At 63.6% G+C, this 17290-nt stretch carries 11 protein-coding genes; 7 read left to right on the top strand and 4 right to left on the bottom strand.

The window, feature by feature from the left end:
* Positions 1–3: 3 nt before the first annotated feature.
* Both L0U80_RS17540 and L0U80_RS17535 read right to left on the bottom strand, forming a co-directional pair.
* The gene (locus tag L0U80_RS17540; RefSeq protein ID WP_233871383.1) at positions 4–1542 is read right to left on the bottom strand and encodes a multicopper oxidase family protein; all 1539 of its coding nucleotides are present in this window, start codon (positions 1540–1542) and stop codon (positions 4–6) included.
* Between the two features lie 106 nt (positions 1543–1648).
* A complete protein-coding gene (locus L0U80_RS17535; RefSeq protein ID WP_233867520.1) occupies positions 1649–3211 on the bottom strand; it encodes a multicopper oxidase domain-containing protein in 1563 nt (520 codons plus the stop codon).
* Between the two features lie 441 nt (positions 3212–3652).
* Between L0U80_RS17535 and L0U80_RS17530 the strand changes: the two genes are divergently transcribed.
* Positions 3653–6631, top strand: a complete 2979-nt coding sequence (locus tag L0U80_RS17530) for an anthrax toxin-like adenylyl cyclase domain-containing protein (protein WP_233867518.1) — start codon at positions 3653–3655, stop codon at positions 6629–6631.
* Position 6632: 1 nt separating this feature from the next.
* Here the strand turns inward: L0U80_RS17530 and L0U80_RS17525 are convergent, their stop codons facing one another.
* Positions 6633–7541 (bottom strand): LysR family transcriptional regulator, encoded by a 909-nt coding sequence (locus L0U80_RS17525; protein WP_233871380.1) that lies wholly within the window; start codon positions 7539–7541, stop codon positions 6633–6635.
* Between the two features lie 157 nt (positions 7542–7698).
* On the opposite strand from L0U80_RS17525, the gene L0U80_RS17520 reads away from it, so the two are divergent.
* From L0U80_RS17520 to L0U80_RS17505, 4 genes are all read left to right on the top strand, one after another.
* A complete protein-coding gene (locus L0U80_RS17520; protein WP_233867516.1) occupies positions 7699–9822 on the top strand; it encodes a 3-hydroxyacyl-CoA dehydrogenase NAD-binding domain-containing protein in 2124 nt (707 codons plus the stop codon).
* Positions 9823–9892: 70 nt separating this feature from the next.
* A complete protein-coding gene (locus L0U80_RS17515) occupies positions 9893–11089 on the top strand; it encodes an acyl-CoA dehydrogenase family protein (protein WP_233867514.1) in 1197 nt (398 codons plus the stop codon).
* A gap of 11 nt (positions 11090–11100) precedes the next feature.
* Positions 11101–12249: an acyl-CoA dehydrogenase family protein gene (locus L0U80_RS17510; RefSeq protein ID WP_233867512.1), complete on the top strand. Its 1149-nt coding sequence runs from the start codon at positions 11101–11103 to the stop codon at positions 12247–12249.
* Between the two features lie 211 nt (positions 12250–12460).
* Complete coding sequence (locus L0U80_RS17505) at positions 12461–14494, top strand: VTT domain-containing protein (RefSeq protein WP_233867510.1); 2034 nt, start codon at positions 12461–12463, stop codon at positions 14492–14494.
* A gap of 79 nt (positions 14495–14573) precedes the next feature.
* Here the strand turns inward: L0U80_RS17505 and L0U80_RS17500 are convergent, their stop codons facing one another.
* Entirely contained in the window at positions 14574–14846 is a 273-nt protein-coding gene (locus L0U80_RS17500) for a hypothetical protein (RefSeq protein WP_233867508.1), read from the bottom strand.
* A 144-nt stretch (positions 14847–14990) separates the two neighbouring features.
* Here L0U80_RS17500 and L0U80_RS17495 point away from each other — a divergent pair, with 144 nt between their 5' ends.
* The gene (locus tag L0U80_RS17495) at positions 14991–16073 is read left to right on the top strand and encodes a Dyp-type peroxidase (protein WP_233867506.1); all 1083 of its coding nucleotides are present in this window, start codon (positions 14991–14993) and stop codon (positions 16071–16073) included.
* Positions 16066–16866 (top strand): family 1 encapsulin nanocompartment shell protein, encoded by an 801-nt coding sequence (locus L0U80_RS17490; RefSeq protein ID WP_233867503.1) that lies wholly within the window; start codon positions 16066–16068, stop codon positions 16864–16866. The genes L0U80_RS17495 and L0U80_RS17490 overlap by 8 nt, the downstream gene beginning before the upstream one ends.
* Positions 16867–17290: the final 424 nt, after the last annotated feature.

Here is a 17290-nt window from a genome sequence, read left to right as displayed (position 1 = left end):
GATCTAGTTGCCTTCGTTGATCGTGTACGCCTGCGGATCGACGAGCATCATCATCATCATCCCGCCCGGAAACGTGTTGTTCGTCGTGATCTCGCGTTCATTGTGCGAATGCCACATGAACGCGAAGCCAGCTTCGGACGATGGCGGGTTGACGACGGTGCCGGAAGGCGGCGTCGATCCCGTGAAGCTGGTGGCGCGCATGGTCGCGTCGGGACCGAGGTAGGGACTGCCGCCGTACCACGTGCCGTTGGTCAGCACGCGCGCATCCGGCAACGTCACCGGTCCGCCGCTCGCCACGTTTCCGAATGGGTGCGCCTCGAGCGCCTTCCCGTGGTCGGCGCACCACTCGTAGTAGTTGGGCGCCGAGGGGTTCGACGTGTAGTAGCCGTTCGCATCGGGTATGCACACGCTGCCGTCGCCTGGCTTGTGTCCGTAGACGTCCCAGTTCAGGCCCTTGCCCGTCCAGTAGAAGATTCCGTCCATCGCGAGACCAGGCGTGGTCGTCGTGGTGAACAGGAGCGGGCCGGCGAGCTTGGTCGGGTCCGTCTTGCTCAACAGCAGGTTACCGTCGCGGGCGAGAACGCGTACATGGTTGCCGTGTTCGTGGAACGGGTGCTGCCAGCGACCGTCGCCGATCACCCGCAACAGCACGAATTCGCCGGGATGCATGTGCGGATTGCCGTTGTACGGCTGATGCGGATACTGCGACGCGTAGTTCGGATCCATGTCGTCCGGCATCGAACGGCCGTTGATCATGAAATACGCCGGATGGTACGGCTCGGTCTGCACGAGCATGCAGCCCGTTTGCTGCGTACACGTCTTCTGGGCTTCCTGCTCCGCCTGGCTGTGGATGTTCGGATCCATTTCGGAAAACTGAAACAGATATTCGCGGTCGTAGCACGCCGAGGGGAGGTTGTACGCGGCAATGGCGTTACGGTAATCGGGCTGCCCGTCCGGCAGTGTCCCCGACATTGGGTGGCACGTGGCGGCGGTTGGCGTGGCGAGCGTACCAGGGGCAGTCGTCGGCAGCACGATCAACGCGCCGGACAGCCCCATCTCGATCTGCAGATCGCCCTGCGTGCCGCTGTAGTACGCATGCGTGCCTGGCGTGGTGGCGATAAAGCTGTATGTCACCGTGCCGCCATGCTGCGCCTCGCGCGTCAGCAGTCCCGGCACACCGGTCGGGGTGGTGGGACAGGTGCCGTCCGGATTGAATTTCGCAGCGCAGACCTGGAAGCCCGGAAACAGGATCGACGTATTGCCTGCCGCCGCCGGCAGGTTGTTCGTCAGCGTGATGGTCACCGTGTCGCCCTGCTTGACGATCAGCGTCGGTCCGGGAATCTGCATGAGCGGACAATTCGCACCGGTGATTGCGGCCGGTAAAAATCCCGCGGGCGGGGTATTACAGCCGTATCCCCACGAGTAGACGCTGTTGCCGTCCGGTTGCGTAATGCGGTCCGCCGAAGCGACGAGGTCGAAGGTCGGTCCCGTGATACCAGGCGTCGCCGCGAATGCATACGAACCCGGCAATCCAAGCGTCAGCGCGAAAAGAGCGCCACAGGTTGCGCGCGCAAGGCGTTCTGCCAGCAGAAAGCGTGCGCGGCACACGATACGGTAGCCATACAGGATGTAGCTCACGTTCGTTCTCCTAGCTGCACGCCTTCGTGGTCGGATCGACCGCGTGGCAGATATGAACTTCGGTCATCAGCCCGCCGAAATTCTCGGCATCGTTCGACAGATGGTCGAGATTCGGCGTGTAGAGATAGAAAACGTTACCCGCCGCGTAGCGCGTCGTATCGCTCGCGTCCAGAATCACGTCAACCGATTCACCGCCGCCAAGCGTCACCGAGTTCGTGAAGTACGTCATGTCGTTGCCAGACAGATCACGCAGCAAGCGTGCGTTCACGCCGATCACGTGCATCGGAATGCCCAGCGATGCGAGCGTCTGGAACTCGGTGACATCGAGGTCCGAAATGCGCAACAGCGCACGGCCGCCCGCGGGGATGTTGATCAGCGCGGGCAACGGCTGCGAGTAATGCGGGGTTCCGTCGGCGACCGGCGTCTGCATCGGCCCTTGCGTCACCGTGTCCGGATAGCTGCGGCCGTTCAGCAGGAAGTACTTGTCCTTCATGTCGGTGAAGGGCTCCGGATTGAACGTCATCCCGACGAAGTGGAAGTTCGGATCGAAGCCGTGAATCTGGACCGGATACTCGACGTCGTAGGCGGTCGAACCGTCGCCATCGTTGTAGGCGTAAAGCGTCGGTGTGCCGCTCTTGTTGTTCGCATGCAGCACGCCGTTGGACGGCGGCAGCGGCGTCGAGCAGAGAACGTCCGTGCCGCACATCGTGCGCGGGTCATTCTGCTGCTGACCCAGTGCGGTATAGAGGCTCGCGCCGGCCGGCACCCGGTTCTGGCGCGGCCTCACGAAAATCTGGCCGACCATGCCCATCTGCAGGTGCTCGGGCGGCGTGATATGGCAGTGCCAGAAGTAGGTGCCGGCATCGGGCGCGAGATAGTAGTAGGTAAAGCTCGCGCCGATGTTGATGGCGACCGACGCATCAGGCACGCCATCGTAGTACGACGAGGCGTTCGGATAGCCGTGGAAGTGGACCGTGTGCTGCTCGAAGAGGTCCGGACGCATGATCATCCCGACGTTTGTCAACGTCAGGAAAAATTCGTCATCCTCATCGATTGCCATCGTAGGCGCCGGAATGTTGCCATTCATGACGCCGATGTCCATGATCGGTCGCGGATCGACGTGTCCGTCGAGCGCGCCCGCAGGCGTCGAATCGGGGTCCGGCGCGAGTCCGACCGCGCCGTTGTACGTCGGGCTAGTCCTCGGGTCGCCGACCACATTGAAGACGGAGGCGAACTCCGTGCCCGGCAGGCCGTTGCGAATATCGGCGAGACCCGACAGCGGACCGAACGAGAACATGTACGTTTGCGTACCGTCTGCCATCGTCGCGTAGCCGTCGCCGCCGGAAATCTGCTGGCACTTGATGGCGCCGTTGACGACGCCGGTCGCCGTGGAATTCTGCCCCGTGTACGACGGCCCGGTGTACGCCGGCTCGCTCGTGCCCGCCGTGGCGGACGGATGCAAGGTCGTCGTGCTGGGACACTGCACGCGGAAGGACTGTGCGAAAGACGGCATCGCAGACAGCATCAGGAGCACCGCGAGCGCGCCGCTCCGCAGACAGGCATGACTGAACATATGACCTCCTCCCCGGGGGGGCGGCGGACACAACGTCAACTATCTTGCCGTTGCTGTCACGCCGGCACGCCGCGGCCAGACCGAACCCGGCCCTGCACGAATTGTGGTTGCACGCGACGCAGGAGTGGATGGGTCACCCTCCTACACTTGCGGTAGGGGACGTGCCTACGCGTGATGCGAGTACGTCGCGAGTCGCTGACTTCTGCAGCGTGCGGAGCGTTCGCGGGTTGATTGCGGCGGCTTCGCGGCGGGTTTCGCGGCGTACTGTATGAACATACGGTGCGGGTGTGTGGCACGGAAGGCGTGGTTTCGGCCCGATGCACGCAAGACAAACAGGCTCAGGATTGGGGCCCGTGCGTTTGCCTGACTACACGCGGGTATCTCCACGATATAGAACGGCGCACCGATACTCGATTTCGATCCAACCATCGACATCGAGAAATGCAAGTCGACAACATCACTCCGCATCCAACCTACGATCTGTCCTACGATCCGGCGCGCGATAGTCGGGCCACCACGCCGGTGCCTGCGCCCGCCAACGGAGCTCGTGCCGACAACACGCGTAGTGCGTCCGGCGGCTCCGCTGGTTCAAACCGGCGCGCCACTGCTGCGGGGCAGCCAGCCCGCAGTTCGCAGGCGCTTTCCACTCCTGGGCTTGACGTGGGCCCTACCCCGATTTCCACGATCTTCGGTGCGAACACCGCGTCGTTACCCGATGAGAACTGCTCCCTGCAGCAACGCGAACAACTTGTGGCGGACTATAGCGACCGCGTGAAAACGCAGATGGCAAATGTGGAAAGCGGCACCGAAGCGGAACGAAACATCAAATTCCTGAACGCTCGGCCGTTCACAACACCTTCGGGTTATTTCAGCGGGGGTTTGCTGGCCGCCGGTTATTCGCCCGACGCAGATATCAAAGTGCAATTTAACCGCTACACAGGACTCGGCCACCCTGAATCGCAGACCGACAGCACCGAACGCACCTATAAGGCATGGGAAATCGCCGCGGGCGTGCTCAAGCATGACGAGCCGGCATCAGGCGGCATCATCAATTTCGAGTCCATGCAGATCGACCCGGCGGACCAGGCGAAGGTCAACGATCTGGAGTCCATTGGTCAAACGCTACAGTCCCGGTGGGAACAAGACGTGGCGGCGCCGATGCGCGATGTTTCGGAAATCCTCGCTGCACGCTCCGGCAAAGCAGATGCATACAGTACGCAGGCAACGTTGCAAAGCCTGCGTTCCGACGAGACTGCTTTCAAGCAATTAAGCCCTGAAGGGCAGCAGGCCGTCGACCAGACACTGGACCACGATGGGCAAATTATTGTGCCCAACGTATACGGCTATCCAATAGCAGGACACGCGTTTGTTCCTTACACGCCCTATGACGGAAACTACGAGAATCGCCCCAACCAGGGCTTGATGATCGACCTGAATCGAGGCACCGTCAGCGAAATAAAAGGCGACGACGATTTTGCTAAATGGGCAAAGAATAACTACGACAGCGTGCGTCAGAGTTTCAATGCCAGCGACAGGCAAGGCGGCCTGGATGCCCATTGGCCCAAAGCGGATGACGTCCTGGACAATTTAATCGCGGGAAACGACACCACGTACCCCGGCTACAAAAATGCCTTTTCCGACCAATCCATTCCTGCCCGAGAACTTTTTAACTACACCCGGGCGCGGAGCAGCGAGTATCAGTTGAAGTATGGCGATTTGAAATCGGATTCTGGCATCGCCTCACAATACAAGGCCGTCAATGCGAAAAACGCCAAATGGGCAGACCAGACACAGGTGTTCGGCGCCGACGAGCAAAACTGGAAATCGGCAAAGGAAATCTGGGGCAACACATTCGGCTACCTGCCGCTGGTCGGTAACGTGGGCAATATGGTTTTTGGCGCTCATGACAGCCTCCACGGCATGACGGCGAACGACCGCATCGGGGGCAATGTCGCGGCGGCAGTGTCGACCCTGCAACTGATGCACGATCTCGCGTCCAGCGGTGCAGAAATGGGCGTTGGCCAACCGCCTTCGATGTGGAGCCCCTCCGGCATCCCGGGTTCAAAATGGCGATACGATCCGCAAACGAGTGAATTCGCTTTTCAGCTACCTCAGCAGAAAAATGCTGGCTCGTCGATCGGTTCGACCAAGCCGGAAATTCACTGGGCCTTTGGCAAGCATCTGGATTTACCGTATCTCGATGCCGAACCTGTGCCCAACCGCCAGGCGATTACGCCTGGCGCGGCCAGCGTGGCCGAGCGTGACCTTCATATACGGAGCGAACATTTGCCCGACCCAACGTCGGCGAGCTATCCCGCGCGACTGGAAGCCATGGCGTTGAAACTGGAAGACGACACGGGTGTCGTCGTTAGCGATCTGCCCAAACTGCAGAAACTTTCGTATCAGTACAACACCATCATCGGCATCAGGCCTGTCGACAAGTTTGCGACCGGATTGATTGAAGAAGGCTACGAAACCAAAGGCTTTCACGTCAAAGGGAAGAGCGCATCGTGGGGACCGCAGGCGGGGCTGATCTGTGTCGATCAAGGTTTTAGCAAACTCGAAGGAGCTGATCCGGCACGTATCGGTAAATTCAATGCGGAGGTTCAGAAGAGCCTTCAAAACAAGGAAGTCGTAGAAGTGCCACTGGAGTTGTCGTCGAGCAGGCTGGAAACGCTGAACGAGTTCGGAGCTGTCTCGGCGATGTCGGCGCCCGACGCAAAAGGGATTCGTCTTTTTACGGCCACCGCGCCGAGTGGAAAGCAATACCACTTCGAAGCAACGCCCGTGAAAGGTAGAGGCGAAAAACGATTCACGATCACGAGTCACGGCAAGCCAATCGACGTGCTGGCCCCCACCACGCCCGGCGCAAAGCCCCTGACCGCCGACTACGATCTGTTAGTCGTCGGCCCCCATATCAGCGACCTCGGACCTCAGGACAATTTGCCGGTATCCGATGTGTCGCACCAGGTGTTTCGCCGACGCATCGACAGCTACAAGAATTCGAACGGACTCAATCCTTCGCTGCAGGACTTATATAACGATCCGAATACGTTCTACCAGAAAGAAGACGCCGATATCGGCAACGCCACGGAGCGCATTCGCAACCTGATTCCGGTCATCAACAATGATCTGATGCTGGAAGTCGAGGCGCCGCGTGCGAAAGTCGTCCACCACAATGCAGACTCCGGAAGCCCGGCGACCGACCCGAGTGCCAACTATCCCGCAACGTTCGTGCTGCCCTTCAAGATGGGAAAATTCGACGAAATCAGCGTTGTCCACAACCAGAATGAACTCAAGGAACTGATACAGGAGGCCAAGGACTACGGCTACCATTTCCCGGTCAATCCCCTCTGGGACGACGATGTGAAAAACGTCCGGCGAACGGATTTCACGACGGCGCAGAAAAAGGGAACGTGATTCAGGCGCCGGCCCCTCGCCCTGCCTTGCGCGCTTCTGCAAGCACGAACTCGATGAACGTGGAAGCGGCCCGCGTGTGATGGCGGTTCGGCATATAGAGCATGTACATCTGCGTGCCGAATATGCTGAGCCGCCACGGATCGAGCGATGTCACGACATCGCCGCGCCGCAAGTCGTCGTGGACCACGTAGTCGGGCAGAATGCCGACACCCAGCCCAGCCAGGACCGCCTGGCGCAGAAAAAGAAAGTTCTCCGAAATGATCGTCGGCTCCAGCAGCACTTCGTGCCGCGCGTCGCCGAGATAGCCTGCGAGGCGCAACTGCCTGCCCACCACGGCTGCCGTAATGACCGGCGCGGTGCCGAGATCCTCCAGCCGCTGCGGCATGCCGTGCGTCTCCCCCCATGCTTTCGAAGCGCACGCCACGTACCTCACGGGCCCCATGTCACGCGCGACGAGATTCTGCGGCGGCTCCGACATCACACGCACCGCGATATCGATTTCGTCGCGCATCAGGTCCTCCACGCGATTTTCGAACATCACGTCGAGCACGATGCCCGGATAAAGCCGCTTGAACTCGATGAGCCAGTCGGACATCACGAGCTGGCCATAGCCGCTCGGCACCGAGAGCCGCACGCGGCCCTGCAGCGTCTGCCCGAGCGTCGTGACCGATTCGCGCGCGGCGAGGATCGCGTTCTGGATCGCGCGGCCGTGCTCGTAGAGCTTCAGGCCGATCTCGGTCGGCTCGACCCGGCGCGTGGTACGCCGCACGAGTTGCAGCCCGATCGATTTTTCGAGGTGGTTGAGGTGGTAGCTGACGTTCGCGCGGCTCATCTTCAGCCGCCGCGCGGCCTCGCTCAGGTTGCCCGCGTCGAGGATCTCCACCAGCAGGGTTAGCGCGTTGACGTCCACGGCCGGCTCACTGTCAAGGATATTTTGACAGTCTGTCAACCTCCAATGCAATTGTCAATAAACCTTGGCGAGCCCACAATCCGGCGATCATCCCACCACCAGGCGACCACCCGGCGCGTCCAGCGCGCCCCTTGCCCGCCCTCTGGAGACACGAGACATGGCATCCGACAGCATCCATCCTTCCCCCGTTTCGTATGAACTGCGCGGCAAAGTGCTGCTTGTCACCATCGACAATCCGCCCGTCAACGCGCTGGGCGTCGATGTGCGCCGCGGCCTCGCCGCCGCGATCGAGCACGCCGACGCCAACGATGCCGTCGAGGCCGTGCTGCTCGTCGGCGCGGGTCGCAACTTCATCGCGGGCGCCGATATCCGCGAGTTCGGCAAGCCGCCGCAGCCGCCCGCGCTGCCCGACGTCTGCAACCGCATCGAGGCGTGCCGCAAGCCGGTGATCGCCGCGATCCACGGCGCGGCGCTCGGCGGCGGGCTCGAAGTCGCGCTCGGCGCGCACTACCGGCTCGCCGTGGCGGGCGCGAAGCTCGGCCTGCCCGAAGTCCAGCTGGGTCTCTTGCCCGGTGCGGGCGGCACGCAGCGCACGCCGCGCCTGATCGGTGCCGAAGCGGCGCTCTCGCTGATCCTGAGCGGCCGCCATGCGAGCGCGCAGGAAGCGCTCAAGCTCGGCCTCGTGGACCGCGTGGGCGCCAGCGACGATGTCCTCGCCGAAGGCCTCGCCTACGCGCAGGAACTGCTCGCCGCGCAAGCACCGGCGCGCCGCACGCGCGACGCGCAAGGTCTCGCCAACCGCGAGGCCGCGCAGGCTGCCATCGCGGCTGCACGCGCCGACACCGCCAAGAAGTCGCGCGGACTTTTCTCGCCGATGAAGATCGTCGATTGCGTCGAAGCCGCGCTGAACGAATCCTTTGACGATGGCCTGCGTTTCGAGCGCAAGCAGTTCCTCGAATGCCTCGACAGCCCGCAGCGCGCGGGCCTCGTGCACGCGTTCTTCGCCGAGCGGGAAGTGCAGAAAGCCCCCGAAACGAAGAGCGCAACGCCGCGCGCGATCAACACGATCGGCGTGATCGGCGGCGGCACGATGGGTGCGGGCATCGCCGTCGCGGCACTCGACGCGGGCCTGCCCGTCACGATGATCGAGCGCGACGACGTCTCGCTCGCACGCGGTCGCGCGCACGTCGAGAAGGTCTATGACGGCCTCATCGCGAAGGGCCGCATGACGGCGGACGCGAAGGCGCAAATCCTCGCCCGCTTCAGCGGCAGCACGTCGTACGACGCGCTCGCGCAGACCGACCTCGTGATCGAAGCCGTGTTCGAAGAGATGGGCGTCAAACAGGCCGTCTTTACCGAACTCGACCGCGTCTGCAAACCGGGCGCCGTGCTGGCCACCAACACGTCGTATCTCGACATCGACGCCATCGCGGCGAGCGTCTCGCGACCGCAGGATGTCGTGGGTCTGCACTTCTTCTCGCCTGCGAACATCATGAAGCTCCTCGAAGTCGTGGTGCCGAAGCAGGTGACGGCCGACGTCGTCGCAACGGCCTTCGAACTCGCGAAGAAGCTGCGCAAGGTGCCCGTGCGCGCAGGCGTGTGCGACGGCTTCATCGGCAACCGCTTGCTCGCCGTGTATCGCGCGGCTGCCGATCACGTGATGGAAGACGGCGCCTCGCCGTATCAGATCGACAAGGCCGTGCGCGATTTCGGATTCCCAATGGGCCCGTACCAGGTCATCGATCTCGCGGGCGGCGACATCGGCTGGGCCTCGCGCAAACGCCGCGCCGCGACGCGCGATCCCAACGCACGCTACGTGCAGATCGCCGACCGCCTCTGCGAGCGTAGCTGGTTCGGCCAGAAGACGGGCCGCGGCTTCTACCTCTACCCGGAAGGTGCGCGCACCGGCACGCCCGATCCGGAAGTCGAGGCCATCATCGACGCCGAGCGCGAACGCGCCGGCATCAAGCCGCGCAGCTTCACCGACGAAGAGATCATCCGCCGCTACATGGCCGCGATGATCAACGAAGGTGCCAACGTCGTGCACGAAAAGATCGCGCTGCGTCCGCTCGACGTCGACGTGACCCTGCTCTACGGCTACGGCTTCCCGCGTTATCGCGGCGGCCCGATGAAGTACGCCGATATGGTGGGCCTCGAGAACGTGCTGGCCGACATCCGCGAGTTCGCGAAGGAAGACCCGCTGTTCTGGCGTCCGTCGCCGCTCATCGTCGAACTGGTGGAGCGCGGCGCGAACTTCGCGAGCCTCGATCAATCGGCATGAAATCGGCGTGAACATGCGCGGGCCTTCGGGCCCGCCCGATAAAGCGATGCAGTGAGGAGGTGAGACGAGCATGGACCTGAAATTCACAGCGGAAGAAGAAGCCTTCCGCGCCGAAGTGCTGGATTTTCTGCGCGAACGTCTGCCGCAGCGCATCGCCGACAAGGTGCGCAACGGCCGCCACCTCACGCGCGACGACATGGCGACCTGGCACGCCACGCTCAACGAGAAAGGCTGGCTCGCGAACCATTGGCCGAAGGAGTACGGCGGCCCTGGCTGGAACGCCGTGCAGAAGTTCATCTTCGAGAACGAATGCGCGATTGCGGGCGCGCCACGCATCGTGCCGTTCGGTGTGAACATGCTCGGGCCTGTGCTCATCAAATACGGAAGCGTTGCGCAGAAGCGCCACTGGCTGCCGCGCATTCTCGACGGTTCCGACTGGTGGTGCCAGGGCTATTCGGAGCCCGGCGCTGGCTCGGACCTCGCAGCGGTGCGCACTACTGCTGTTCGCGATGGCGATCATTACGTCGTCAATGGCCAGAAGACGTGGACCACGTTCGGCCATTACGCGAACATGATCTTCTGCCTCGTTCGCACGGCAACCGACGTGCGCAAGCAGGAAGGCATCAGCTTCCTGTTGATCGACATGAACACGCCGGGCGTCGAAGTGCGGCCCATCATCACGCTCGACGGCGAGCACGAAGTGAATGAGGTGTTTTTCACCGATGTGCGCGTGCCAGTGGCAAATCTCGTCGGCGAGGAAAACAAGGGCTGGACGTATGCGAAGTATCTGCTCACCTACGAGCGCACGAACATCGCAGGCGTCGGCTTTTCCGTTGCAGCGCTCGCGCGCCTGAAGCGCGCCGCGCAAAAGATCACACGCAACGGCAAACCGCTCGCAGAAGATCCGCAGTTCGCCGCGCGCCTCGCGAAAGTCGAAATCGACCTCGAAAACATGAAGACCACGAACCTGCGCGTAATCGCAGCCGTGGCAGGTGGAGGCGTGCCGGGCGCGGAAAGCTCGATGCTCAAGATTCGCGGCACCGAGATCCGCCAGGAGATTTCATCGCTGCTGCGTCGCGCGATGGGGCCGTACGCGGCGCCGTTCGTCGAGGAAGCGCTTGAAGAGGGCTACACAGGCGAACCCATCGGGCCGGACGAAGCCGCGAGCGCCGCGTCGCTCTACTTCAACAACCGCAAGCTGTCGATCTTCGGCGGCTCCAATGAAATTCAGAAGAACATCATCTCGAAGATGATTCTCGGTCTGTAAAGGGCGACGTCATGAATTTCCAGCACACCGAAGACCGCCGGATGCTCGCGGATTCGCTCAACCGTTTCATCGCCGAGCAATACGGATTCGATACGCGCGACAAGATCGCGCGTTCGGCGGAGGGATTCAGCCTCGACATGTGGCACCGCTTCGCTGAACTCGGCGTGATCGGCGCGCTGTTCGATGAAGCGCACGGCGGATATGGCGGCAAGGGCTTTGACGTGGCCGTCGTGTTCGAATCGCTCGGACGAGGCCTCGTGGTCGAACCGTTCCTCGATACGCTCATCGTCGGACGCGCGCTCGCCCACGCGGGCAACGCCGCGCAGCAGGAGAAGATTGCTGCACTGATCGATGGATCGCAGATCGTTGCGCTGGCGCACGACGAACCGGGTTCGCACTACGAAGCGTCGCGCGTGACGACACGCGCAACAAAGCGCGGCGACGCTTGGGTACTGCATGGCGCCAAGGGCGTCGTGCAGCACGCCGAGCAAGCGGACCTGCTGCTCGTATCCGCGCGCACCAGCGTCGAACATCCGGGCAGCGAATTCGATGAAGCCGGCATCTCGCTCTTCCTCGTTCCGCGCAACACGCAAGGTGTGAACGTGCGCGGCTATCGCAAGATCGACGGCGGGCGCGCAGCCGAAGTCACATTCGACAATGTGACGCTCGGCGAAGAAGCACTCGTCGGCACGGCAGGCAGCGGCTTCGCCACGCTCGAACACGCGACGGGCTACGGCCTTCTCGCCCTCGCCGCCGAAGCACTGGGCGCGATGGACGTCACGCGCGATTACACGCTCGACTACCTGCGCACGCGCAAGCAGTTCGGCGCGCCGATCGGCAGCTTCCAGGCACTGCAGCATCGCATGGCCGACCTGCTGCTCGAAATCGAGCAGGCACGTTCGTCGGTCATCAACGCGGCGGCGGCAATCGACGCCCCGCGTGCCGAACGCGAACGCGCGCTCTCGGCGGCGAAATACACGGCTGGACGCATCGGCGCACGCGTGGCCGAAGAGTCGATCCAGCTGCACGGCGGCATCGGCATGACATGGGAGCTACCGCTCTCGCATTACGCGAAGCGCCTCGTCATGATCGATCATCAGCTCGGCGACGAAGATCATCATCTCGCGCGCTACATCGCGTTTGGCCGCAGCGCGGACTGAATGCCGATGTGATGTGCATCGCGGCACCCGGCGCAACGCCGGGTTGCACGCCGCCCTGGTGCCTCGAGGCGCGTGGCGCGGACTCACAGCCTCCCGATCGACAGGCGCGACTTGACGCCCCGCAGCACGCTCCGGACTGCGTACGGGTATATTTTGCGGATGCCGCCTCGCGCGTGACACCCGACCCAACCGCTACCCAGCCCGCCTGTCGATGGAGTACGCCTACCTCCAGTTGCTGCAACTGCTCACCGCGCACGCACAGTGGACGCTCGCTGTCGTGTTCGCGGCGTCGTTCCTCGAATCGATGGCGCTCATCGGCACGTTCATTCCGGGCAGCACGGCCATGTTCATCGCGGGCGCCTTCGCGGGCACGGGCACGGTCAATCTCAGCTGGCTGTTCGCCGTGGCCATCGCGGGTGCCGTGGGCGGCGACGCCCTCAGCTACTGGATCGGTCATCGCTATCGCGATGCGCTCGCGCAGCGGTGGCCGTTCTCGCGCTATCCCGACATGTTCGCGAAGGCGCACGAGTACTTCCTCCGCAATGGCGCGCGCAGCGTGATCCTCGCACGCTTCGTCGCGCCGCTGCGTGCGGTCGTGCCGATCGTCGCCGGCATGGCGGGCATGACGCCGATGCGTTTCTTCGTGATGAACGTCATCTCCGCGCTCATCTGGGCGCCCGCTCATATCCTGCCTGGCGTCGTGTTCGGCGCCTCGCTGCAGATCGCGGGCGCGGTGTCGTTCCGGCTCGTTGTGATCGTCGTGATACTCGCGATCGTGGGCTGGCTCATCTGGCGCTTCACGCGCATCCTCCTGCAGCACCTCGACGCATGGGCCAGCGCTTCGCGCCGCAGCGCCGCGCGCTGGGCGCAGGAGCACCACGGCGCAGCGGGACGGCGGATCGCGCGCCTGCTCGACCCGGCGCAGCCCGCGCTCGGCGCCGTCATTGCGATCACAGCGTTCCTCCCGATCAGCGCGGCCATCTTCTCGTACGTGCTGGGCAACCTGCTGCACGGCAATCTGCTCGCACAGGTGGACCATTCCGTGCGCCAGTTCCTGCATTCGATCCACTCGGTCTGGGCCGACGCCGCGCTTGCGCGCATCGAAACGCTCGGCAGCACCGGGACGCTCGCGGCGCTCATCGTGACCGGCATCATCTGGATGGCGTTCGAGCGGCACTGGCGCACCATCGCGTACTGGATCATCGCGGCGGCGGTTTCGCAGGTGCTGATTTTCTCGATCCGCCTCGTTGTTCGTCACGCACCGCGCGGCGGCGAAAGCGTCGCAGCGTTCGTGTTCCCGAGCGACCGCGTGGCGACGATGGTGATCGTCTACGGATTCCTGATGTTCCTGCTCGTGCGTCGCGTGAGCAGGCTGCAGGGAGCCATGGTCGCCTCGCTCGGGAACGTCATCATCGTGGCCGCGACGTTCGCGGGACTCTATTTCGACCGTTTCCTGTTCTCCGATGCGATCGGCGGCGCCGCGCTCGCCTCGATCTGGATCGCGGCCATCGTGCTGATGTCGCTGTGGCGCTATCCGAACCGGCCGATGCCACGCCCTTTCATGCCGTTGGTGGTGCTGGCCGTGCTGGCCATATCGTTCGCGCTGCAGCCCGGTACCGTGCGACGCGGTGCCGCGCCAGTGGAAACACCGCCGGTCGTCGTTTCGCAGACGGAGTGGACCGGCGCGCTCTGGAAAACGCTCGCGTGCTATCGATTCGACATGAAAGGCGAGCGCCGCGAGCCGATGACGCTCCAGTGGGCCGCCACTGCCGACGGCATGCGCGACACGCTGCGCGACGCGGGCTGGAGCGAGGGCGCGCACTTCACGATGCGCGACGCGCTTTCGCTCGTAGCGCCGCAGGTCAACGTGCTGACGCTGCCGCTGCTGCCGAAGCTGAACAATGGCATGCCATCGCCGCTCGTGTTCGCGCGCGTGCCGCATCGTGGCGATTCCACACGCCCTGACGACCAGCGCGACGTGCTGCGCTTCTGGCCGACAGGCTATGCGCTGAGGCCCGAAAACGGCGGCGTTGCGGTGCCAATCTGGACGGGCTCGCTGATTCACGAGCGGCTGCGGCGCGGATCGTGGCCGTTCAACGTGCTCACGGCCATCCCCGAAGAGGACGGTAGCCCGCTCGACCTTTTGGCGCCGGGCGAACCCCCACAATGGCGCGTGTTGACCGTGCCTGGCGGCAGCGGCTGCCAGGGCCGGCCTGTGACGCTGATCGTTTCGGAGAAGCCCTAGCCGCCTGCATTCGTCGCAGTGCAGCAAGCGGCCCGCGTGACGCCGTGAAAGGCGCGATTGGAAGCAGCGCGCCCGCCAGTCAACCCGCGTGTTCCGCCCAGCTCCCGGTGGCCTGAAAGCGATCGATACGCTTGCGGGCGTCGGCATACGCGGCATCGAGCGCCGCGTCGGAGCCGGTGAAATTGCGCATCATGTCGTGAAAGCGGATGCTTTGCCCGTCCAGATGCGCATCCGCGCCGTGCCGGCAGATGTAGCCGCTGTAGTGGAACAGCGGTTCCGGCGAGCGCGGCCCGAAGGCCGGAATCGGCAGTACCCAGATCTCGAAGCCTTCGTGCTCGGTGTGGTCCCACATGTTGCATCTCCGTTGCCAGGATAGCGACTATCGTCGCACGCCGCCCGCCCAGGCTGCAAACGTCCATTTCGCCAGTTGGCTACACTAGGCGCTCAGATTGCCCCTTCCCGGTACACCGGTACACGCCGAGCGATACATCAGACCATGACGCCATCCTCAGCACCGCCCGCCCCCCAGGCCGTCTCCTCTCCCGTCACGCGCAACGCCTTCTTCATCGTCGCGACCGTCAACGATGACGACGCGAGCCGCGCCACCGTGCGCGCCTGGTGCGCCGATGTGGCGAATCTCACGCGCGCCATAGGCAAGCGCGTGCCGTCGGGCAATCTCTCGTGCGTCGTGGGGTTCGGCTCGCAGGCGTGGGACGTGCTCTTTGGCGCTCCGCGTCCCGCCGAACTGCATCCGTTCCGCGAATTCGGCACGGGCGAGCGCGTCGCGGTGGCGACGCCCGGCGACCTGCTCCTGCACATTCGCGCCGACCAGACCGACCTCTGCTTCGAACTCGCCACGCAACTGATGACCCGCCTCGAAGGCGCCGTGACGACCGTGGACGAAATTCACGGCTTCCGCAACTTCGACATGCGGGCGATCATCGGTTTCGTCGACGGCACGGAAAATCCGGTCGGCGACGAGGCCGTGCATTTCACGGTGATCGGCGATGCGGACCCGGACTTCGCGGGCGGCAGCTACGTGCTGGTGCAGAAGTATCTGCACGACATGAAGGGCTGGAATGCGCTGTCCGTGGAAGCACAGGAGCACATCATCGGCCGCACGAAGCTCCAGGACATCGAACTCGACGACGCGGTGAAACCGAGCTGGTCGCACAGCGCACTCACCACACTCGAAGACGCCGATGGCGACGAGATCAAGATCCTGCGCGACAACATGTCGTTCGGCCACCCTGGCAATGGCGAATTCGGCACGTGGTTCATCGGCTATGCACGCTCTCCGCAGCCCATCGAACAGATGCTCGAAAACATGTTCGTCGGACTGCCGCCCGGCAACTACGACCGCCTGCTCGACTTCAGCCGCGCCGTGACGGGTGGACTCTTCTTCGTGCCATCCGAGCCGCTGCTCGATGCGCTCGCCGGGCGCGAGCCCGGTGCTGCGCAAACCGTTGCTGTCGCGTCCGCGCTGGACACCGCCGACGCCCGGACAAAACTCGACCCGCCAGCCAGCGATGGTTCGCTTGCCATCGGATCCCTCAAAGGAGCACCACGGTATGAATAATCTCCATCGCGAGCTGGCGCCCATTTCCAGCGCGGCCTGGTCGCAGATCGAAGATGAAGTCGCGCGCACGTTCAAGCGCCTCGTCGCGGGCCGCCGCGTCGTGGACGTCACGGGGCCGGGCGGCGCCGATCTCGCGGGCGTCGGCACGGGGCACCAGAACGGCATCGAAGCGCCGCTCGAAGGCATCCGTGCGCGCCAGCGCGAAGTGAAACCGCTTGTCGAATTGCACGTACCGTTCGCGCTGTCGCGCGACGCCATCGACGACGTCGAACACGGCGCCGAGGACTCCGACTGGCAGCCCGCGAAGGATGCGGCCATGCGGCTCGCGTTCGCGGAAGACCGCGCGATCTTCGACGGCTACCGGGCCGCGCAGATCACAGGCATCCGCGAAGGTGCGTCGAACCCCGTGCTGCTGCTGCCCGCGGAGACTGCCGGCTACCCGGCCGTGATCGCGAAAGCGCTCGAAGAGCTGCGCCTGCAGGGCGTGGACGGCCCTTACACCGTGCTGCTCGGCTCGGATGCCTACACGGCCGTGAGCGAGGCGAACGACCAGGGCTATCCTGTGCTCGAACACATCCGTCGCTTCGTGAGCGGCGAGATCATCTGGACACCTGCCATCGCCGGTGGCTGCATTCTCAGCACGCGTGGCGGCGACTTCGCGCTTCACCTTGGGCAGGACGTGTCGATCGGGTATCAGAGCCACGATGAACACAGCGTGCATCTTTATCTTCAGGAGAGCTTTACGTTCCTGATGCTGACGTCCGAGGCTTGCGTGGCGGTGAGGCCGGAATAGGTGCCGCGGGACGGGGTATAAGGAGCGCTGAGGGCGCCGCCGGTACGGCTTCCCACTGGCCGAATGTAGATCTGGCGGCGCTACGCGCGATGGACGTCTGCGCTCGCCACGGATGACCACACCGTGCCGCCTTCAAGTCATCGGTCGGAAGAAGCCTGCACGAGTGACGGCTATCCCGCCTTCAGGCGGCCGACCATCAAGTCTCCGCCTCAAAGACGCGTCGCCATCGCCGCCGTCGACGGATCGAGCAGAGCTTGATAACGAAAGATGTTCCCTGCAAACATGGGGCCTTGCCTTTAGACCGGAGCACATAGTCGCGGACCTACAAATCAATACTCCTATTTGATTTACGGGAACGCCAGGTGCACGCGACTGCATGAGCGTTACCCGAGATTCAATTCGCAGACGATTGAACGCGCACCCG

Source organism: Paraburkholderia adhaesiva, assembly GCF_021390575.1.
In the GTDB taxonomy this organism is placed as follows: Bacteria; Pseudomonadota; Gammaproteobacteria; order Burkholderiales; family Burkholderiaceae; genus Paraburkholderia; species Paraburkholderia adhaesiva.
The sequence above is the reverse complement of the archived record's forward strand: the minus strand, read 5'-3'. Positions and strand labels throughout refer to the sequence as shown.